The 21,577-nt window shown below is 40.9% G+C and carries 13 protein-coding genes; 8 read left to right on the top strand and 5 right to left on the bottom strand.

All coding sequences use genetic code 11. The features are described 5' to 3' along the window. The 7 genes from ACQK2H_RS14695 to ACQK2H_RS14665 are packed head-to-tail and all read left to right on the top strand — an operon-like array spanning window position 1 to window position 12,068. Window positions 1–1,263 carry a glycosyl hydrolase family 17 protein gene (locus tag ACQK2H_RS14695; protein ID WP_425392129.1) on the top strand — a complete coding sequence of 421 codons (1,263 nt, stop codon included), beginning with the start codon at window positions 1–3 and terminating at the stop codon, window positions 1,261–1,263. Next, entirely contained in the window at window positions 1,250–2,560 is a 1,311-nt protein-coding gene (locus tag ACQK2H_RS14690; RefSeq protein WP_425392128.1) for a glycoside hydrolase family 2 TIM barrel-domain containing protein, read from the top strand. Before ACQK2H_RS14695 ends, ACQK2H_RS14690 begins: the two co-directional genes overlap by 14 nt. A gap of 16 nt (window positions 2,561–2,576) precedes the next feature. Further along, window positions 2,577–4,049: a glycoside hydrolase family 30 protein gene (locus tag ACQK2H_RS14685; protein WP_425392127.1), complete on the top strand. Its 1,473-nt coding sequence runs from the start codon at window positions 2,577–2,579 to the stop codon at window positions 4,047–4,049. Window positions 4,050–4,067: 18 nt separating this feature from the next. After that, window positions 4,068–7,511: a hypothetical protein gene (locus ACQK2H_RS14680; protein ID WP_425392126.1), complete on the top strand. Its 3,444-nt coding sequence runs from the start codon at window positions 4,068–4,070 to the stop codon at window positions 7,509–7,511. A 6-nt stretch (window positions 7,512–7,517) separates the two neighbouring features. Then, window positions 7,518–8,399 (top strand): glycosyl hydrolase family 17 protein, encoded by an 882-nt coding sequence (locus tag ACQK2H_RS14675; protein ID WP_425392125.1) that lies wholly within the window; start codon window positions 7,518–7,520, stop codon window positions 8,397–8,399. A 10-nt stretch (window positions 8,400–8,409) separates the two neighbouring features. Continuing rightward, complete coding sequence (gene bglX, locus ACQK2H_RS14670) at window positions 8,410–10,686, top strand: beta-glucosidase BglX (protein ID WP_425392124.1); 2,277 nt, start codon at window positions 8,410–8,412, stop codon at window positions 10,684–10,686. Between the two features lie 2 nt (window positions 10,687–10,688). Beyond that, the gene (locus ACQK2H_RS14665) at window positions 10,689–12,068 is read left to right on the top strand and encodes a sugar porter family MFS transporter (protein ID WP_425392123.1); all 1,380 of its coding nucleotides are present in this window, start codon (window positions 10,689–10,691) and stop codon (window positions 12,066–12,068) included. A gap of 27 nt (window positions 12,069–12,095) precedes the next feature. On the opposite strand, the gene ACQK2H_RS14660 is transcribed toward ACQK2H_RS14665, so the two are convergent. Beyond that, complete coding sequence (locus tag ACQK2H_RS14660) at window positions 12,096–12,893, bottom strand: energy transducer TonB (RefSeq protein WP_425392122.1); 798 nt, start codon at window positions 12,891–12,893, stop codon at window positions 12,096–12,098. 135 nt (window positions 12,894–13,028) lie between these two features. Between ACQK2H_RS14660 and ACQK2H_RS14655 the strand changes: the two genes are divergently transcribed. Beyond that, window positions 13,029–13,898: a winged helix-turn-helix domain-containing protein gene (locus tag ACQK2H_RS14655; RefSeq protein WP_425392121.1), complete on the top strand. Its 870-nt coding sequence runs from the start codon at window positions 13,029–13,031 to the stop codon at window positions 13,896–13,898. A gap of 42 nt (window positions 13,899–13,940) precedes the next feature. On the opposite strand, the gene ACQK2H_RS14650 is transcribed toward ACQK2H_RS14655, so the two are convergent. The 4 genes from ACQK2H_RS14650 to ACQK2H_RS14635 all read right to left on the bottom strand — a co-directional run bounded on the left by ACQK2H_RS14650 (window position 13,941) and on the right by ACQK2H_RS14635 (window position 21,539). Then, a complete protein-coding gene (locus tag ACQK2H_RS14650; RefSeq protein ID WP_425392120.1) occupies window positions 13,941–15,788 on the bottom strand; it encodes a glycoside hydrolase family 13 protein in 1,848 nt (615 codons plus the stop codon). Between the two features lie 4 nt (window positions 15,789–15,792). Continuing rightward, window positions 15,793–16,707, bottom strand: coding sequence for an alpha/beta hydrolase (locus ACQK2H_RS14645; RefSeq protein WP_425392119.1), 915 nt, complete (start codon window positions 16,705–16,707; stop codon window positions 15,793–15,795). 169 nt (window positions 16,708–16,876) lie between these two features. After that, entirely contained in the window at window positions 16,877–18,493 is a 1,617-nt protein-coding gene (locus tag ACQK2H_RS14640; RefSeq protein ID WP_425392118.1) for a RagB/SusD family nutrient uptake outer membrane protein, read from the bottom strand. A gap of 10 nt (window positions 18,494–18,503) precedes the next feature. After that, on the bottom strand, window positions 18,504–21,539 hold the full coding sequence (locus ACQK2H_RS14635) for a SusC/RagA family TonB-linked outer membrane protein (RefSeq protein WP_425392117.1): 3,036 nt from the start codon (window positions 21,537–21,539) through the stop codon (window positions 18,504–18,506). Window positions 21,540–21,577: the final 38 nt, after the last annotated feature.

The following is a 21,577-nucleotide window of genomic DNA, read 5'->3' as shown; positions in this document are numbered from 1 at the left end:
ATGAATGGAATCATCAACTATATCAAAGTTTGGATCGCAGTATGTGTAATTATTGGTTGCTCAAAACAGGAGACAATGAATGTGAATAAATCAGCAGCAGAAATATTAGGAAATCCGGATTATCAAGCCATGTGTTTTGGGGGATTTCGAGAATTGACCCGGGATTCAGTGCCTTCGGTTGCTGACCTGAAGGAAGACCTGGATATACTCTCAGCAATGGGAGTGAAGATACTACGTACATATAATACCACGGGAGATGAGCAGGTTGCTAATCTGTTACAGGCTATCAGGGAGAAGAAAAATGAAGATGCTGATTTTGAGATGTATGTGATGCTTGGCGCATGGGTGGCATGCGATATCGTTGACGACACAGCTGTTCATAATCAAGGAAACCTTAAGTGGATTAAGTCAGAGATTGATGAAGCAATAAGGCTAACCAATGAATATCCTGATATTGTGAAAATCATTGCAGTTGGAAACGAGGCAATGGTGCATTGGCAAGGCTATCATGTAGCACCCAATGTTATTCTCAGATGGGTGAACCTGCTTCAGGAATTAAAGAAAGAGGGCAAGCTGCCAAAAGATCTTTGGATTACCAGCTCAGATAATTTCGCCTCATGGGGTGGAGGTGATCCAATCTATCACAAAAGAAATCTTGAAAAGCTTATTAAAGCTGTTGATTTCATCGCCATGCATACTTATCCATTTCACGATACGCATTACAACCCACACTTTTGGTTACAGCCTGAAACAGATACACTTTCAGATGTTGAAAAAAGCAAAATTGCTATGCAACGTTCTGTTGACTATGCGATGAGCCAATACGAGCTAGTAAGAAATTATGTAACCAACATTGGATTTCCGGATAAACCCATCCATATCACCGAAACGGGCTGGTCAAGTAAAACTAATGATTGGTACGGCCCTAAGGGCTCAAAGGCTGCAGATGAATACAAACAAAAGCTATACTACGAAGGCATTCTAAAAAGGTGCGAAGAGCAAAACATCACCTGCTTTTATTTTGAAATTTTTGATGAGTCATGGAAAGATGATAGAAACCCCATGGGGTCTGAAAATCATTTTGGATTGATAACACTCAAGGGCAAGGCTAAATATGCCTTGTGGGATTTGGTTGATCAGGGTGCCTTCGATGGCATTACAAGAAATGGATATCCAGTCACTAAATCCTTCAATGGAGACAAGGAAGCTTTAATGAAAACGGTGTTACCACCCCAGACTTTAGAGATAATTGAAAGCGAGTAATATGCGAGTGAGCAAACATATCGTTCCATTTTTTTTACTATTCATGATGATTGCTTGCAATCAAAATACGAATGATGATTTGGTAAATGCAGGTCCTGTGAAAGTAGAGATAAAAAAAGAAAATGATGGGTATGTGTTATATCGTGGTGGTCAACCTTATGAGTTTAATGGTGCTGGGCTAAGTGGGGATATCGCATCACTTGCTGCTCATGGAGGCACATCCATCAGAACATGGGCGGAAGATGCAGAGATCCTTGATCTGGCGCATCAATATGGCATGACGGTATTTATGTGTTTTTGGATTCACCCCGAGCGTCAAGGGATGGATTATTCGGACAAATCTGCTTTAAACGAGCAGTTTGATCGTGTTAAAAAATTTGTTTTAGAGAATAAAGATCACCCGGCATTATTGGCCTGGTGCATAGGAAATGAGCTCAATCTGAATTACACAGACCCGAGTGTTTATGATGAGGTTGAACGTATTTCAAAATGGATTCAAGAGGTGGATCCCAATCATCCTACTACCACCACAATATCGTCTGTAAACCCTGAAGTGGTAAAACACATCAAGGAAAGAGCCTCAAGTTTGGACTTTTTAAGTGTTCAGGTGTATGGAGATTTATTCGTTTTACAAGACTTGATCAAAGAGTCCAATTGGACTAAACCCTATATGGTTACGGAATGGGGTGCAATCGGACATTGGGAAATGCCATCGACTACCTGGGGAGCGCCTATTGAGCAGAACAGTACACAAAAAGCGGCGAATTACCTGAAAGGATATCGTCAGTCAATTGAACCATTCGGTGACCAGTGCATTGGCAACTATGTTTTTCTCTGGGGCCAAAAACAAGAAAGAACTCCTACCTGGTACGGTCTATTTTTAGAAGAGGGTGAAGAAACAGAGGCAATTGACGTCATGCACTACATATGGAATGCAGAATGGCCGAAAAACAGAACTCCTCAATTGGAATCAGTACTGCTCGATGGTAAAAAATCCAATGAAGATATATATCTGGTAGCAGGCCAAGATTATATAGCTAGTGTAACTACCAAAGATCTAGATAACGATTCATTGACATACAAGTGGGTGATTATGAAAGAGAGTACTGAGACTAAAGAAGGAGGAGATCATGAAGAAGTTCCTGAAAAACTAGGTGTGATTGAAAGTGCTAAGGAGTCCTCCGTGGAGATTAAAGCCCCACTGGAGAAGGGACCCTACCGACTCTTTGCTTATGTGTATGATGGCAATGGACATGCTGCACATGCCAATATTCCTTTTTATGTAACGGAAGAGTAAGATGAATACTAATATTTTGAAATTCACAATCCTATTTGTAGCACTATTTATAGGATGCATGGACGATGAAAAAGATATGAAAATTGAGGTATTTGAAACGTCTGCTAGTGGAAATAAGCATACGAAGTTGGAACAGTATGAGGCTGTGAATCCAAGTTCAAGCATTGTGATAAATCCTGAAGAATCGTTTCAAGTGATTACCGGAATTGGTGGATCCTTCACAGAGTCTTCCGCTTACCTTTTGAATCAATTAAGTCAGGAAAACAGACAAAAAATATTAGATGCCTATTTCGGAGATGAAGGGGCAAAGTATTCGCTTACACGAACTCATATCAATTCATGTGATTTTTCTTTAAGCAATTATGCCTATGTGGAAGAGGGAGATACTTCATTAAGGACGTTTTCCATAGATGAGGATCGCGATGATATCATTCCGATGATAAAAGATGCTCAGTCCATTTCTACAGATGGATTCAAGATCATTTCATCACCGTGGACCGCACCCCCCTGGATGAAAGACAACAACAGTTGGGTGGGTGGTAAGCTACTGGAAGAGCACTATCCAACCTGGGCCAGTTATTTTTCAATGTACATTGAAGCTTATAATGAAGAAGGCATTGATATCTGGGGTGTCACATTCGAGAATGAGCCACTTGGAAATGGTAGCAATTGGGAAAGTATGCATTATACACCTGAAGAAATGGTGGATTTCGTACAGAATCATCTTGGACCTCAGCTGGAAAAAGATGGTCATGAAACAAAAATATTCGGGTACGACCAAAATAGAGGAGAAGAACTCATCGACTGGGCTGAAAAAATGTATGAAAATGAGGCTTCTTCCAGATACTTTGATGGCACAGCAGTTCATTGGTATGCAAGTACCTTCAAATGGTACGGTGAAACACTCCAAAAAGTGCATCAAATGGCACCTGATAAGTACTTAATAGAGACTGAGGGATGTGTGGATGCAGAAGTGCCAAAGTGGAAAGATGACGACTGGTACTGGTCTAAGGAAGCTACCGATTGGGGCTGGGATTGGGCTCCTGAAGATCAAAAGGAGGATCACCCCAAATACGTTCCGGTTTATCGCTATGCCAGAGATATGATTGGTTGCTTCAATAATTGGGTTGATGGTTGGATTGATTGGAATATGGTTCTGAATCGGCAGGGAGGACCAAACTGGTTCAAGAACTGGTGTGTTGCACCTGTCATTGTTGATCCTGATCAGGATGAAATTTATTTCACGCCGCTTTACTATGTGATGAAACATTTTAGCAGGCACATAAGACCAGGTGCAAAGAGAATCGGCTTAGAGATTACAGATGATGAACTGATGGCAACAGCCGTGAAAAATCCTGACGGATCTATAGCAGTGGTAATTCTTAACATGAGTGAATCGGAAAAAGGATTTACCATCTTTTTGAATGATGAATCAACAAGTATCAATATTCAGGATAAGGCTTTACAAACAATTTTAATTAACAAATAGAAATCCTAATATCAGCTAATGGAACAACCCTCAGTTTTTATAAAAGAATTGGCATTTGCTAAATCAACCTCAGATATAGTTGGTGAATTTGTGCGTATTGGAGAATCGGAGTTTTATAAAATAGAGAATTATGATCAGATGAGACCATTTTTTCTGAGCCTGGTTAGCCATTCAGATCACTGGCTATTTATATCCACTACAGGTGGACTGACTGCAGGTAGAAAGAACTCGGAATCTGCACTTTTCCCTTACTACACTGATGACCGTATTCGTGATGCTTTTGAAGCGACAGGGAGCAAAACAATTTTAAGGGTTGAAAGACATGACAAACAGCTACTATGGGAGCCTTTCTCAAATAGATATGAAGGCGTATACAATAAACAACGTAATCTTTATAAAAACAGAACTGGTAGTAAACTCATTTTTGAGGAAGTAAACAAAGACTTACAATTAACCTTTCAGTACTCCTGGTCTTTCTCTGAAAAGTTTGGATTTGTTAAAAAGTCAAAGCTAATAAACTGGAGCTATGAAGAGCAGGTAGTGGAGGTCTTAGATGGTATTCAAAATATCCTTCCCTACGGAGTGAGTTCAGCTCTACAGGCCAGTGCAAGTAACCTGGTCAATGCGTATAAAAAGAATGAACTACATGAAGAAACTGGTCTGGGGTTGTTCATGCTGAGCGCCATCATTGTAGATAAAGCAGAGCCAAGTGAAGCCCTAAAAACAACCACTGTCTGGAGTACCGGACTTTCAAGAGACCGTGTGCTATTGTCCAGTTTACAATTGGATAAGTTTAGAAGAGGAGAGGAGCTGACAAATGAAGTGGATGTACGTGCCGAAAGAGGTGCATACTTTATTAATACGTCCGTTTCACTAAATCCCAATTCCGACCATAGTTGGATGATCATAGCCGAGGTAAATCAGGATCATTCGGATGTTTTCCGACTCATACATCAGCTAGGTGATGAAAAGAGTATGTCTGAAGCAGTAGTTGCGGATCGTAAGCGAAACAGAGCCAAGCTGCTGCAACTAGTAGGCAAAGCGGATGGGCTTCAGTTGACCAATGATACACTTAGCGTGGCTCGTCATTATTCCAATGTCCTTTTTAACATTATGCGAGGAGGGATTTTTGATGAAGACTATAATGTTGAGAAGAGTGATTTTAATCGGTTTGTTAAAATCGTCAATAAGAAGGTCTTTCATTCAAATAAAGGTTTTCTAGAAGCGCTATCACCTGTCTTCAACTATCATCATTTGCTGCTTGAGGCAGAAAAATCAGGAGATAGCGATCTTTTAAGAATTTGCAAAGAGTACTTACCACTTACATTCAGTCGCAGGCATGGAGACCCGAGTCGACCGTGGAACAAATTTACTATTGCTACTAAAGATGAAGACGGAAATAAATTAAGGGAGTATGAAGGCAACTGGCGCGATATTTTTCAAAACTGGGAGGCTTTAGCCGTTTCATTTCCAGGCTACACCTTGTCCATGATCACCAAGTTTGTCAACGCCTCAACAATTGATGGGTACAACCCTTATCGAATAACTAAGGAGGGAATAGATTGGGAGACAATTGAACCTGATAATCCATGGTCATATATTGGCTATTGGGGAGATCATCAGATTATTTATTTACAAAAGCTCCTTGAAATTGCCATTTCTCATCAATCGGAAGATTTAGTTAGACTATTATCAAATAAGCAGTTTGTTTACGCGGATGTGCCTTATCGAATCAAAGGGTTCGATGATATTGTAAGTGACCCTCAAAATACCATCGACTATGATCACGAGGCTGAGGCAAAATCTGAAGAGAGAGTTGAAGAAATTGGATCCGATGGTAAACTGGTTCATAGAAACGATGAGCTTCTCAAGGCCAACTTGACTGAAAAGCTACTTGTCACATTTCTCACAAAGATGTCCAACTATGTTCCGGAAGGAGGGATATGGCTCAATACACAAAGACCAGAGTGGAATGATGCTAATAATGCCCTAGTAGGTAATGGTGTCAGCATGGTTACTCTATGCTACATGCGGCGCTTTGCGTCTGCTATGATCAATCTTTATGTGGGCGAAGGAAAATTCGAAGTGAATCAATCCATTTATGATTTTTTCAGTGGGATTAATGAAGCATTGGTAGCGAACAAGCATTTGTTAGATCAATCCATTTCCAATGAAGATCGAATGCAGATGATTGATAAACTCGGAAGACTTGGAGAGGCATACCGAAAAAGTGCATACAATGGCTTGGCTAAGCAGTCTGTTACATTGTCTGCGAATGAGATTCGGTCCTTCTTTCAAATCACTGTAGCTCATATAGATCATTCCATAAGGGCCAATAAGCGGGAGGATGGACTGTATCATGCATACAACTTACTCACGATAAAAGAAGGCCAAGCGTCTATCGATTATCTATATGAGATGTTGGAAGGTCAGGTGGCCGTATTATCAGCCGGGCTACTGGATCATCGTGAAGCACTGGAAGTATTAGATGCGCTAAAAGCAAGTGATATTTTCAGGGAAGATCAATACAGTTATATGCTGTATCCAAATAGGACACTTCCTAAGTTTTTAGAGAAAAATATCGTTCCTGATGATTTCATAAAGTCATCAAAACTTGCTCAACAACTTCTTGAAGAGGGTGATAGATCCATTATTTTTTCCGATGTTAAAGGCAATTATCATTTCAACGGGTCATTTAATAATGCAAACAGCCTCAAGGAAGCATTAAATAAGTTAAAGAAGACCAGGTATCAAGAGCTTGTAGAGGAAGAGTACGAACAGTTTCTTGAAGTATTTGAAAAAGTATTTAATCATAAGGCATTTACCGGACGATCGGGTACATTCTATGGATACGAAGGACTTGGAAGTATCTATTGGCACATGGTATCTAAGCTTCTATTGGCCGTTCAGGAGAACATAAACTGGTACTGGAATAAACATAAAGATACTGCTGAAATGGGCCGAATGATCGACCATTACTATGAGATCAGAGCTGGTATTGGTATAAATAAAGATCCGGAATTGTATGGTTCGATTCCGACAGATCCGTATTCACATACTCCTGGAGGGAGGGGAGCACAGCAGCCGGGTATGACCGGTCAGGTGAAAGAAGATGTCTTGAATAGATGGGCAGAGCTGGGTGTGTCTGTCGTGAATTCAAGGATCCATTTTGAACCTAGATTTTTAAGTCAGGAAGAATACCTGTCTGAGCAATCAACCTTTGAGTATTTCGATCTGAAAGGTGAAAAGCAGTCAATAAACCTGGAAGCGGGCCAATTGGCCTTTACATATTGCCAGGTGCTTATTGTTTATGAAAAAGGGGATGCTCCAGAGATGATTGTGACGGCATCAAATGGTGATATTGAACGCATTGAAGGAAGTATGCTCAATGAAACACTCTCAAAAGAGCTTTTTGATCGCACTGGATCGATAAATAAAATCAACGTGACTATTTCAAAATAATTCTATATGGCTGCACGCTACGAAATACTATCACTTGCAGGGCAAGACCTCTCCGGCAAATCGAAAGAGGAGCTTTCTGAATTGTACAATGAACTGTTAAATGAAGGAATGCATGGACTTTGTTTTAGTCCATATCAAGAGGGTCAAGCTCCTGGTGATCAGCTTACTGCTGAACAAATTAAAAGACGAATAGACATCATTAAACCTCATACTCAATGGATCAGATCTTTTTCATGCACCGAAGGAAACGAATTGATTCCTGTTATAGCTAAAGCTAATGGATTGAAGACTCTGGTAGGTGCCTGGTTGGGGACAGATGATGAGATCAACCAAAAAGAGATAGCCGGAGTGATAGAGGTCGCTAAAGCCGGACATGCAGATATTGTCGCCGTTGGTAATGAGGTCTTATATAGAAAGGATTTAACGGAAGATGAATTGCTTGCCTTTATCTATCAAGTAAAAGAAGCACTTCCTGGCATCCCTGTTGGGTATGTAGATGCTTACTACGAGTTTGGTTTTAAGCCACGAATTACTGAGGCATGTGATGTGATTTTAGCTAATTGCTATCCATATTGGGAAGGTTGTGCATTGGAGTATTCACTTCTCTACATGAAGGATATGTTTCGAAGAGCCATGATGGCAGGAGAAGGAAAGAGGGTCATCATTACAGAGACCGGATGGCCGGATCAGGGGCAAGTATTCCATGGGGCTATTCCATCACATGAGAACGCGATGAAATACTTCATCAACACACAGTTGTGGTCCAAACAAGAAGACATTGAAATTTTCTATTTCTCATCTTTTGATGAATCCTGGAAAACAGGAGACGAAGGAGATGTCGGAGCATTCTGGGGTATATGGGATAAGCACGAACAACCAAAATTTTAACCAGTATACCATGAAAAAGTCACTACAACTACAGATTATAAACATGGTGCTCTTTGCATCCTTTGTAATGAGTGCCTGTTCAGAGCGAAAGCCAACAAGTAATTCAAATGATATAGAATCAAAGGTTGATAGTGTACTGGCATTGATGACACTAGATGAAAAAATCGGCCAGACGATTATGTACAATGGCACCTGGGAGTTTACCGGACCTGTGTCAGGGAATAATCAATGGAAAGCTGAAAAAATCATGAATGGCCAGGTAGGAGCAATGTTGAACGTGCTTACTGCTGAAGAAACTAGAAGAACACAAGCATTAGCTGTTGAAAATAGCAGATTGGGGATTCCCATGTTATTCGCTTACGATGTGATTCATGGATATAAGACCATGTTTCCGGTACCACTTGCTCAGGCAGCATCCTGGGATCCGGAAGTGGCACGATTAGGGTCAGATGTAGCTGCAAGGGAAGCCTCTGCAGCAGGACTGCATTGGACCTTTGCTCCGATGATTGACATTAGCAGGGATGCACGATGGGGAAGAATCATGGAGAGCCCTGGTGAAGATCCCTATCTTGGATCAGAGATGGCAAAAGCCTGGGTTGAAGGATACCAGGGAGATGACTTATCAGATCCTAAGACGATCGTTGCATGTGCCAAGCATTTTGCAGGTTACGGATTTGCTGAAGCTGGGAGGGATTACAACACCGTGGAGGTTTCTATGCAGACCCTTTACAATGTGATTCTACCACCTTTTAAAGCTGCCAGTGATGCAGGCGTAGCAACCTTTATGAATGGTTTTAATGATCTGAATGGTATTCCAGCCACAGGAAATGAATTTCTTCAACGTGATATCCTAAAGGGCCGATGGAATTACGACGGGATGATGGTTTCAGACTGGGGCTCTATCCCGGAGATGATTTTTCATGGATATGCAAAAGATACGGCTCAGGCAGCAGCTATGGCCATGAATGCAGGGAGTGATATGGATATGGAGGGTCGTGTGTATGAAAAAGGATTGAAAGAGAAAATTGAACAGGGAGAGGTAAGCGTGGATCTTCTGGATGATGCAGTCAGAAGAATACTAAGATTAAAGTTTAAGCTGGGTCTTTTTGATGATCCATATCGGTACTCTGATGTTCAGCGTGAAAAGGAAGAGCTGCTTTCTGCTGAGAACTTGGCAGCTGCCAGAGACGCTGCTCGTAAGTCAATCGTCCTTTTAAAAAATGAATCAGATATTCTTCCAATCTCTAAAGGGGTATCTTCGATAGCTGTAATCGGTCAGCTTGCCGCTGATAGGGATATTCCATTAGGAAGCTGGAGGGCACAGGCCGTTCCAAACTCTGCCGTCTCACTACTTGAAGGCATTAAAGGTGCAGTGTCAGAAAAAACAAGTGTTGAATTTGCAAAAGGATATACACTCACCGTTGGAAATAGAAGCTTTGGGAAAGAGCTAACAATTGTTGATGAAGATAAAAGTGGATTTGCAGAAGCCATCAATCTTGCCAAAAGCAGTGAGGTAGTAGTGATTGCCCTTGGAGAGGATTGCTACCAGTCAGGAGAAGGCAGAAGCCAAATGGATGTGGGATTGAAAGGCAGTCAGATAGATTTATTTAATGAACTTAAGAAAGTGAATGATAACATCGTGGTTGTATTGATGACCGGTCGTCCGGTCGCTATTCCGGAAATTGAAGCGGATGCCAGTGCCATTCTTGAAACATGGTTTGCAGGGTCTGAATCCGGTAATGCTATCGCTGATATATTGTTTGGAGACTACAATCCATCAGGTAAACTGCCGGTCTCGTTTCCGTACCATACTGGACAAGAGCCACTCTATTACAGTCAGAAAAGCACCGGCCGTCCAATTAATCGAGCAGAAAATGTTTTTTGGACGCATTACACAGATGGACCGAATGATGCATTGTTTCCATTTGGATACGGTCTAAGCTATACGACGTTTAATTACGAAAACTTCAACGTATCAAAAGAGGAAGAATCGATCGGCATTTCTGTAGATGTGACCAATAGTGGAGATATGGATGGTGAAGAAGTTGTTCAACTATACATACAAGATGTAGCTGCATCACTGGTTAGACCAATCAAAGAATTGAAAGGTTTTGAAAAAGTATGGTTCGCTGCAGGAGAAACCAAGACAGTTGAATTCACGCTATCAAAAGATGACCTATCATTTTACAATGAAATGGGAGAACTCATATTTGAACTAGGCGAGTTCCGTATTTCAGTGGGTTCAAATTCCAGAGACCTGACCACCCAATCAATCACAATCAACTAACTATGAAAAAGCACAACCTACTTCTCATTACTGTGGTTTCTTCTCTTGGAGGGTTACTGTTTGGGTACGATACCGGAGTAATCAACGGTACCCAGTTTTACTTCAGTAAATACTTTGAGTTAGATGCTGTGATGAAAGGATGGGTTGTGAGTAGTGCTTTGGTGGGTTGTTTTGTTGGAGCCCTATTCTCAGGATTGATTAGCAAAGCCTATGGACGAAAAAACTCGTTGATTTTATCCGCCGTTCTGTTTACCATCTCAGCCTGGGGATCCGGGTTGCCTTCATTTTTGCCTCAATCAATTTCATTGCTGGTCTTTTTTAGGATAATTGGTGGACTGGGAATTGGAATTGCTTCCATGAATGCACCTACTTACATCGCGGAGCTTTCCCCTGCTGCCATTAGAGGCAAAATGGTGACTTACTATCAGCTTGCCATTGTGGTAGGGTTTTTCGTGGTGTTTCTGTCTACTTATGCTATAGGTAATTCCGGAAATCTTGAATACAACCTGAATCAAGGTTGGCGATTGATGTTCTGGTCAGAACTACTGCCATGCTTGATATTCCTTTTTTTATTATTTGTAGTGCCAAAGAGTCCGCGATGGTTGATTCTTAAGGGGAGAGATGACGAGGCAAAACGTATCCTTGCTCAACTGCATGGAGAATCAATGGCCGAGAAAGAGTTTAGTGAAATATGTCTCTCAATAGATAAAACAAATAAGCCTAGTATCTCAGAGCTGTTTAAGAAGAGCATTTTTCCAATTGTATTGATTGGTACTGCATTATCTGCCCTACAGCAGCTTACAGGAATCAATGCGGTGCTATACTATGGAGCGGACATCTTCGAAAAGGCACTAGGATTTGGACAGGAAGATGTTTTAAAACAGCAGCTATTGCTTGCCGGAGTAAACCTTCTTTGTACCTTCATTGCCATGGGATCGGTGGATAAATTTGGCAGAAAACCACTTATTTACTTGGGGTGTTTTGGTATGACAGTAGGATTTCTAATGCTTGGAATTACACTGATGAATGATCAAGTAGGAGTACTTTCATTAATCGGCATTCTGGTTTTCATTGGTTCTTTTGCTCTATCCATGGGCCCGGTGGTATGGGTTTTACTTTCGGAGATGTTCCCCAATAATATCAGAAGTTTGGCCATGTCGGTAGCAGTGGCCGCCCAGTGGGGAATGAACTACGTGGTTTCACAGTCTTTTCCTGTAATCGTCGAGAGTGAAGCGAATCAGGGTCCTTTCTGGAATCAGTCATTACCCTATTTCATCTTCATAGGGTTCATTCTGGTCACAGTAGTGCTTACCTATAAATACATTCCAGAGACCAAAGGAAAGTCCTTGGAAGAGGTGGAAGATTTTTGGGTAAGGAAATAACTATCCCAATGTGAGAGGGAGGAGATGCTAGCACCCAATCATCCCAAAGGAAAACATCAATGTTTGTGCTACTTTTTTTCCATCACCATTTTCAGCAGGCGTCCAGTCACCCGGAATGCTATCAAACAGATCAATCATGTGCTTATCTATGAAAGGATATCCTGAAGTCTCTGTGAGCTTGACATCCGTTAGATTTCCATCTGAATTGATCGTAAACATGAGCTTACCTGCACCTATCTGATCACCTTCTATGGTGGTAATGATTAATGCACTTTCTTCTTTTAAGTAGTTAATCAATTCCTCTTTTCCACCAGTATATGCTGCTTCTTTTTCAGGAACCACAGTGATGAAATAATTGAGTTGCTGCTGATTTATAGCACTTGGAAGCGGCATTGATTCACCATAGCTGGCAATAAGCTGTATATCATCCGAGTATTGGGCAGTTTTTAGCAGATCAATTTGTTCTTCTGTTAAGGTGAGATTGTTACTTGTCTTAATCAACTCAGTACCATTAGCGATCAGTTTGACGTCTAATTTTTGAATGGGGTAAGGTGCCCAGTTGGCTTCTTTCGGAATGATGTCATTGATTGATGATGCTGTACTTAAATCTTCTTTAGAGATAGTAGCCCAATACCGTGATCCAATATCATAAGAAAAATTTGGTGGAGTAGATGATCGGATTTTTCTGGCCACTTCCTCAGTTTCTTCAATGGTCGAAGATTCAATTTCATCTTTCGCGTCATAGTTTGGCTTGCTAATGATCCCAATAGCCATCAATCCAAGTGTTCCCAAAATCATAGAGCTAATTACGATACTCTTTTTCATGCTTTTTATCATTTAATTCATACTGATGATCAATGTTACGTTTATTAACTGTTTACATGCATTAATGAAATGTAAAATGATGTAAATCTTCTGTAAAACAGTTTTGGCTGCATCAGATATAAATAGTTTTGTACCATGCGCTTCAGATTTATTTTTTGTGTGGGTATCTACCTCTCTTCCTTTGTGTTAATTGGTCAAGGTGTATTTGCTGAAAAACACATTGAAGTATCTCTTCGGATGGTTGGACACAAAGTACTACTGAATGCAGGTGACAGCACTTCACGCGTCATGCCTATTGTCAAATACGGAAATCAGTACCGAATTGAATTTGAATCCGAGTTTGGATTTATTCCGGAAGATTTGGTTAGTACTATCAGTGATGTCATGCTCCAATCGAATATAGATGATCGTTACATTGTGGAAGTAGAAGAATGCACTTTCAAACAGATAGTATACAGCTTTGAAAAGAGTAAACGTGCTTCGCATAATGATCTGGTGGCGTGTAGTGTTAGATATATGCAACGAGGCTGCTACAGCTTGGTCTTTACATTTTTAGATCGTTCAGAATCACCTACCAAACTCACAAGTGAAGTCGAATCAAAAGCGGATAATGATTTATTGCTCCCTGTTAGTATTGGAGTAATTATCCTATTTGGAATAGGAATTATTGGATTTGTGAATCTAAAGAAATCATCTAAAGCGGATCATCTCATTGAGTTAGGAAAATACCGATTTGATTTAAGGAATGCAGTCTTGATTTTGAAGGAACAAAAAACAGAATTAACCGGTAAGGAAGCAGATCTGCTTCAACTGTTATACTCATCAGTGAATGCGCCAGTAAAGCGAGAGACGATTCTTAATCAGGTGTGGGGAGATGAAGGAAACTATATCGGAAGAACCCTGGATGTGTACATCTCTAAGCTTCGCAATAAACTTCAAGCGGATCCCACTATTAAAATTGTGAATATCCGAGGGGTAGGGTATAAGTTGGTGATTGATAGTTGAGTTGAATCAATTTCCGCTACTGTTTTACCAAGTATTAACAAGCTACCTCTTCAATTCAAAAATAGCGGTCTGCTTTGGACCAACTTTAAAGTTGGAAGTCACATCGATTGTTGAATTATCCAGCACATTTACTCCTTTAGAATAGCCATCTAAGATTTCAGCAAAACGATCCCGATTCATTTCCACTTCATTTTCATTTCGATTCATCACTACCATAACGGCTTCATCTTCGGTATGACGGAAATACACATACGTATTGTTCTCCGGAATGAAATGAGTCAATTTACCATTGTGAATGACCGCCGAAGATTTTCTCCAATTGGTGAGTCGTTTCACATATTCAAATGCTTCGTTTTCTTGTCTAGTCCTTCCTTCTTGTGTAAATACTGATCGCTTATCCTCCGGCCAGCCACCAATCATATCGGCACGTTTTCTTCCGTCTCCGTTTACAGGATCATTGGCCAGCATCAACTCTATGCCATAATAGACTTGCGGGATACCACGGATTGTCATCAGGTAGGCATATCCCATTTTAAAAAGATCAGGATCTTCGCCCATTTTAGTGAAAAATCTCTCCGTATCATGGTTGTCGATGAAAACCACATTTTTCATCGGACCTGAATACAACCGATCCTGAGAAATCGCATAATAAAGCTTAGACAAGCCATTCTTCCATCCAAAATCTTCAGTTAACGCCTGATCCAGAGCAAACATGATTTGAAAATCAGTCACACTTGGTAACTTCGAATCATAACCATCATTTTCTCCTTCCTTATCTTCTTGCCAGTATGCTTCATGACCGACCTTTTCTACCCAGGCTTCACCTACAATGTTGAAGTTGGGGTAGGAGGTCATTACCTCTGATACCCAATCCGCCAGGTAGTCCTTATAGGGATACACATACGTATCCATTCGAATGCCATCCACGCCGGAATATTCAATCCACCAGATAGAGTTTTGAATGAGGTATTTAGCAAGGATGGGGTTACGTTGATTGAGGTCTGGCATTTCGGCTACAAACCAGCCTTTCTGCAGCTTGTCCAAATCGTATTGGGAAGCATAGGGATCAGACTGTACTTCACCTCTGAAATTAGTGGTGCCATATTCTTCTCTATCATGAAACCAGTCATCAGATGGTAGATCCTTCATCCACCAATGTTGATCGCCCACATGGTTGTGGATCATGTCCATGATCACTTTCATGTCCATGCTGTGACACTTTTCTACAAAAGACTTAAACTCCTCATTCGATCCAAACCGACGATCCACTTTGTACAAGTCTGTAGCAGCATAGCCATGATAAGCCCCATAAGATGGCATCATGTCATTTTCGAAAGTAGGAGTGAGCCAAACAGCCGTCATTCCCAGGTCTTTGATATAGTCAAGATTATCTGAAACCCCTTTGATATCTCCGCCATGTCTGCCATTTGGATTGCTTCGATCTGCTGCCTCCAGCATGCCTTTCACGGTATCATTCGATGGATCACCGTTAGCGAATCTATCAGGCATTAAAAGGTAGATGACGTCACTGGCATCAAACCCAAGATTTCTGTTTGTATCATTGGTTCTAGCCTTTAATTCATAAGTGATTTGTTTTCTCGTTTTCTTTCCTTCTTTGAGTTCGATTTGAAAGGAGCCTGGCGCTACACTCTCATCTATCGTAAGGTTTAATACCAGGTAGTTTGTATTGGGTAGTTTACTCACCGATTTAAGCACTACGCCTTCATAATCAATGACGGGATCGTGGGCCCCAATATTTTCACCATGAAGCATGATTTGGAGTTCTTTGGTAGGCATCTCTGTCCACCAGAAGGGAGGATCGATGTGTTCAATCTCTTGAGAGAATAGGTGAAATGAAATGAAAAGTAGAATGAAGGAAAGCTTTTTCATGATCTTATTCTTTCGATAGTAAAAATATTAAGGGGACATGCAGTCGATTCTTCCAGGCATTTTCATCATGTGCATCGCCTTCGAATTTCATTGTTTTAAAGGTATTGGAATCATACCCTGCTTGCAATATTATAGAGTCAGCGACTGGTTGCAATGATGCGTACAAGGCATCTAAAGTCGCTGTTCCATAATCAAAGTATAATTTATGCTTCCTAGGATCCGGTAAGTTTTCTTTTAGATAGGTGAAGAAGGCATCCGGGATGGGATTGTTTTCAATCGTAAAAACACCCGGCCAGTGGGTGCTTAGACATGCCGCACCTCCAAATACCTGAGGATATTCGCAAATCGCATACATGGAAATGAGACCACCCATGCTGGATCCGGCGATAAATGTATTCGACCGATCCGGTAACGTTCGATAGGTCGAGTCAACAAATGGTTTAAGTTCTTCGGTAATAAACTTCAAATAGTTGTCAGACTGGACGTCTGTTGCAAACAGAAGTATTCCATCCCCACGATCCAGTTGATAAAGTGAATCCTGAATATGTTTGGGAAGACTTTCAAATGGTTTTTGTGGGAAGTATTCAGGGTGTCTCAGCAACGTTCCTCCGTTGGGTATAGCTACGATAATGGCCTCTCTGATCTTGTTTTCTTTTGACAGCTTAGCCATTGTTTCATCTACGCCCCATTCCTGGCCGTTCCAGGTAGAGGTAGAATCAAATAACATTTGACCGTCATGCATATACAGGACCGGATAGTGCTTTTCTGAATTGAAATAACTCTCAGGAATAAGCACTTGTATTTCACGGTCTTCAACTAGATCACTCTTGAAATGATGTGCTTTGAGTGTCGCCTCATTTTCGTTGTTGCAAGAGATGAGTGTGCTGATAAGAGATATGATGATTAAGAACTTATGCATAAATAAAAAAGCTGTCTCAAAAGGTCTTATTAATTTTAGAATGTCATTCTGACGAAAGGAAGAATCTTCTTATAACTTGTGCTGGCAGGCTTTAAGAACAAGAGATCCTTCATAAATTCAGGATGACAGACCTTTTGGGACAGCTTTTTTTTGTAATTCAAATAATTAATTAATATCCGTCATTTTGAACCAGTTTTGGATTGGCAATCAGGTCTGAAGAAGGAATAGGAAAAATGTCTAAATGTGCCGGAGTAGTAGTTCCGTCCTGTACCCCGCCTTTCCATGGCCAGATGTATGAGCCTCCTGAAAACCTTCCAAAACGTATAAGATCTGTCCTTCTGGTCGCCTCCAGGTATAGCTCTCTTGCTCGTTCGTCAAGAACCCAATCAAGGTCTACATCACCCAAAGCAACATTCCCACTGTTATCACCATATGCACGTGTCCTAAGTTCATTTAAATAGCCAAGCGTTGTTGCACTAATTGATCCACCACTTCTCAGCTCTGCTTCTGCAAGCATCAGGTATGCTTCTGCTAGCCTAAATACAGGATAGTCAGTACTTACCTGATCTACACCCGGTGCTCGCTGACCGGTAGAAGCTTCAATATTGTTGTACTTTGGTACAGCCCATCCGTCAGTAAACTCCCCAACGTCATCTATTTCCAGTGATTGACCTTCGGTGAAGAAAATTGCTCTACCATCCGGACTATCACCATCTGGATCTGTAGCTGCACCCGGGAATAAATTAACTAATGAGCTGGTAGTTCTATAACCAGCCCATCCACTTGGCACTCCATAGTCAGCAACTGCTTCATTAGGGAAGGGGGTATCATTTTTCTCATCGTCAGACATGGCGCCACCAATCGCACCTCTTATAATTGTAGTAGTGCCACCCCAGGTTTGAGATACAAGTCCATCATGCACTATAGGCCAGATGATTTCTTCTGTTCTCAGGTGATTGTCACCCATGAAAAGTTCCTGATAATTTGGCGTCAATGAATAAGCACCCGAGTTAATTACTTTATTGACCTCTGTGATACAATCAGCATACCTGTTGTTTCCGGTATATACCTCTGCATTTAAATACAGCTTTGCTTTTAGCATCCAGGCAGCTGCTTGATCAATTCTTCCATATTGATGATTGGCCTGACCGGCAGGTAATAGCGTATTTTCAATGTCATTCAGTTCTGATTCAATGAAATCAAATGTTACTTGAGGATCTACCTGAGTAGGCAATGCAGATGTAATGGATGTAATTAACGCAACGTTCCTAAAATGATCCAATGCATGCCAATAGGAGAAGGCTCTAATGAATCGTGCCTCTGCAATGTACTCATCGATGGTATCAATTTCTTCCTGAGACAATCCTGACGGAAGATCCTGGGCTGTTCTGATAAAATCGTTGGCCAGTGAAATAGTAAAGAATATTCGGTAGTAGAGCACGCGTACAAATTGATTATCTGCACCCCATGCATGATTATGCAAGTCTCTGATACCTGAATCATTCCAGGCTATGATTGCCTCATCTGTAGTAAGTTCTTGGGCTTTCCACCAGACCCTCAAATAACTGGAAAAACCTTCGTCATTGATGATTGTGAGGTCAGGCTGACCTGCAGCCCCTTGCTGTCCGGTTAGTGAGAGCGATGCATATACTTTAGCTATGTAAGACTTATATCCATCAAAGTCATCAAATGCAACAGATTCTACTAACCCATTCTTTGGCTCTAAATCCAAATCTGTACAGGCAGCTATGGAAATAATCAGTATTAATGATAGTATCTTTTTCATGTTGTTCTAATTAAAATATAAGATTTAATCCAACTATGACTGTTGTTGATCTTGGATATAAATTGTTATCAATTCCTCCTATCCCAGCTTCAGGATCTACACCGGAATATCCTGTTATCGTCATCAAATTAGTGGCTGTTAAATATGCACGTGCATTTACGTTCTTAATCTGATCGATTCTATAACCGACGGTTACGTTATCGAGTTTAAGGAACGAGGCATTTTCAACATAAATATCAGAAAGAAGTTGCCTTTCAGTGAAATCATTTTCATATGCTGAAATATGGATATTGTTTGGAGCAAACGGATTATCTGCACCTTGATAAGATCCATACTGAGAGAAAACATTATTGTAAGTGTAGTTTCCAATCTGTCCTCTGAAGGTAAATGCGACATCAAATTTCTTGTAAGAAAGATTACCAGTTAAACCCATAATTAAATCTGGTGCTGGGTTTTTATATGGTCTCAGATCATCTTCGTTAATTACACCATCTTCGTTTTGATCTACATACATATCAAGATCGTTCCTTAGGCCATCGCCATTTACGTCTTCACCATCTGGAATCGGTTTTCCATTAGCACCCGTTTTATGCTCATATACAAAAAATGAATTTGCAGGATATCCAACTCTAAGAATTTGTATTGATTGACCTACATCTCCCGAGATACCTCCGGTTGTATATCCCTGGAAGTCAGGGAGATTGGAGTTATCTAATTTTAGAATTTCGTTTTTGTTATGGGAGATATTAAATCCTAAATCTAGTTTTAGATCAGGCTTATCAATCACCACAGAGTTCACCATCAATTCAATTCCTTTATTCTCCATCTCTCCGATGTTTGTTACCGCACGGTCACCGGTTAATGTTCCGATTGGGAAAGCGATGTTAAAAAGCAGGTCGGTAGTGAGCTTTCGGTAGATGTCAATGGATCCATAGATTCGACCTTCTAAAAATCCATAATCAATACCGAAGTTTAGTGACTTAGTCTCTTCCCACTTAATATCAGGATCCACTGCATTAGGGCGGAATGTGTTGATTGTGTCTTGTCCGAAAATATATGAAACCCGATCATCACCTGGCTGGTATAAGTTGACGTATAAGTAGTCTCCAATCTCCTCGTTACCTGTTACACCATAGCTCATTCTCACTTTAAGGTTTGACATAACATTTTCAAGTCCTTCAGCAAACGGCTCGTCAATTACCCTCCAAGCAAGAGCGACTGAAGGGAACAATCCCCATCGATTCCTATCTCCAAATCGAGTACTGCCATCTCTTCTAATTGTCGCAGTGATCAAGTACTTATCCTGGATGGACAAGTTCGCTCTTCCCCAAAATGAAATCAATCGATTTTCGAGTTCGAAAATCAAAGGCTCGTCCAGGTATTGTCTGATTTCGTTAAGCTTACCGCCGCTAATGAAGTCTGTAGGGCTTGAGATGTCCAACAGATTCAATGATACAGTATCTCTTTTGAATAATGATCTATCTACATTTCTGCTAAAATCCTGGTATGAATAACCGGCGATCATGTCCAATTTACCAAACGATAGCTCGGTGTTGTAATTCAGATAAGTTTCAAGAAGATTGCTCGTTCTTGAGTCTTCAAATGAGGTGAATGAACCATTTTCTACACCTGCTTTTGAATTGATAAGCCGTGTTACCTGGCTTTTGCCTTTTGAGTTATCATAAGCATAATTCACCTTTACTGAAAGGCCCTCTAAAGGGAGTTTATAGTTTAGGTTTGCACCTATCAGGTTTCTTGTTGTTCTACCGATATTAAATGTCTGCGCTAGTTGCGCAACAGGGTTGCCCGGAGCAAGTGGGCTAGACCATTCGAAGAATCCTCCAGTTGCGGTATCCTGAGCAAAAACCGCCTGCGTCGGATCGAATACGAGAGCAGACCCCACCACATTGGGAGCAAAACGGTTGCTAATAACACTATGCTTGGTATTGATTCCGATTTTTAAGTCATCGTTCAGAAGCTTTTGTGTGAAATTGACGTTTCCTGAAATACGCTCTATGTTGTCGGTTTTTAGCAGACCATCAATGTTTTGATAGTTCAAAGAAACCCTTCCATTGTTGGATTTACCTCCAAAAGAAACACCTAGGTTGTGATTTGTACCTTGAGCTACTTGAGTTACTTCATCAAACCAATCAGTATTGGAAGTCCCTAAATCCTCTAAATTTCTTGGTCCTTTTCTTTCGACTGTAAATGCAAACTCTTGCGCATTCAGCATATCTACTCCTCGGCCATTAAATCCCATTGTGTACGATCCGTCATAAGTAAATTCAGGCTTACCCGCCTTCCCGGCTTTTGTAGTAATGATTACAACACCGTTTGCTCCTCTTGACCCATAGATGGCTGCTGATGATGCATCTTTTAGTACGGTGATATCGGCAATATCTGCCGGGTTAATAAAGTTAAGTGGGTTTCTTACCCCTGCCACACCATCATTTTCCAACGGCACTCCATCTACAACGTAAAGTGGTTCATTACCGGCTGTTAGAGAAGTACCTCCCCGTATTCTGATTGAAATGCCGGAACCCGGCGCTCCATCATTTGAAACAACCTGAACACCGGCAACTTTACCTGCAATAAGACTGGAAGGAGAGGTCAATACCCCTGTATTAAAGTCTTTTTCACTGATCTTATTTACTACTCCGGTTACATCACCTTTTTCAACCTGACCATATCCCACTACCACAATTTCAGATAGTTCCTGAATATCAGTCCTTAAACTCACATCAATTACAGATCGACCACCGACAGTTTGCTCTATTGGCTGATATCCGATGTAGGAAAAAACAAGGACAGCATTGCCAGGAACCTCCAATGTATACTTACCATCAATATCAGTTGCTGTTCCCGATGTTGTGCCTTTTACCTGAACGGTTACTCCTGGGAGTGTAGTCCCATCTTGCGAATCAACCACTGTGCCGCTTACTGTTTTCGTTTGTCCGTGCACAAGAAATGAGCTGGCAGAAACCATTAGGACAAGCAGACACTTAATCGTGTGTTGCAGTCCGCTAACTTTACTTATAACATTCATTGATTTACTTTAGAATTTGATGGATGAATCACTCCTTA

The organism is Ekhidna sp., from assembly GCF_965228795.1.
Lineage (GTDB): Bacteria > Bacteroidota > Bacteroidia > Cytophagales > Cyclobacteriaceae > Ekhidna.
This window is presented reverse-complemented; position numbering and strand designations above follow the sequence as displayed.

Coding starts and splice junctions, on each gene's coding strand:
- ACQK2H_RS14635 (WP_425392117.1), bottom strand. CDS start 21,539: ATGAATGTTATAAGTAAAGTTAGCGGACTGCAACACACGATTAAGTGT.
- ACQK2H_RS14665 (WP_425392123.1), top strand. CDS start 10,689: ATGAAAAAGCACAACCTACTTCTCATTACTGTGGTTTCTTCTCTTGGA.
- ACQK2H_RS14680 (WP_425392126.1), top strand. CDS start 4,068: ATGGAACAACCCTCAGTTTTTATAAAAGAATTGGCATTTGCTAAATCA.
- ACQK2H_RS14695 (WP_425392129.1), top strand. CDS start 1: ATGAATGGAATCATCAACTATATCAAAGTTTGGATCGCAGTATGTGTA.
- ACQK2H_RS14655 (WP_425392121.1), top strand. CDS start 13,029: ATGCGCTTCAGATTTATTTTTTGTGTGGGTATCTACCTCTCTTCCTTT.
- ACQK2H_RS14650 (WP_425392120.1), bottom strand. CDS start 15,788: ATGAAAAAGCTTTCCTTCATTCTACTTTTCATTTCATTTCACCTATTC.
- ACQK2H_RS14645 (WP_425392119.1), bottom strand. CDS start 16,707: ATGCATAAGTTCTTAATCATCATATCTCTTATCAGCACACTCATCTCT.
- ACQK2H_RS14660 (WP_425392122.1), bottom strand. CDS start 12,893: ATGAAAAAGAGTATCGTAATTAGCTCTATGATTTTGGGAACACTTGGA.
- ACQK2H_RS14675 (WP_425392125.1), top strand. CDS start 7,518: ATGGCTGCACGCTACGAAATACTATCACTTGCAGGGCAAGACCTCTCC.
- ACQK2H_RS14640 (WP_425392118.1), bottom strand. CDS start 18,493: ATGAAAAAGATACTATCATTAATACTGATTATTTCCATAGCTGCCTGT.
- bglX (WP_425392124.1), top strand. CDS start 8,410: ATGAAAAAGTCACTACAACTACAGATTATAAACATGGTGCTCTTTGCA.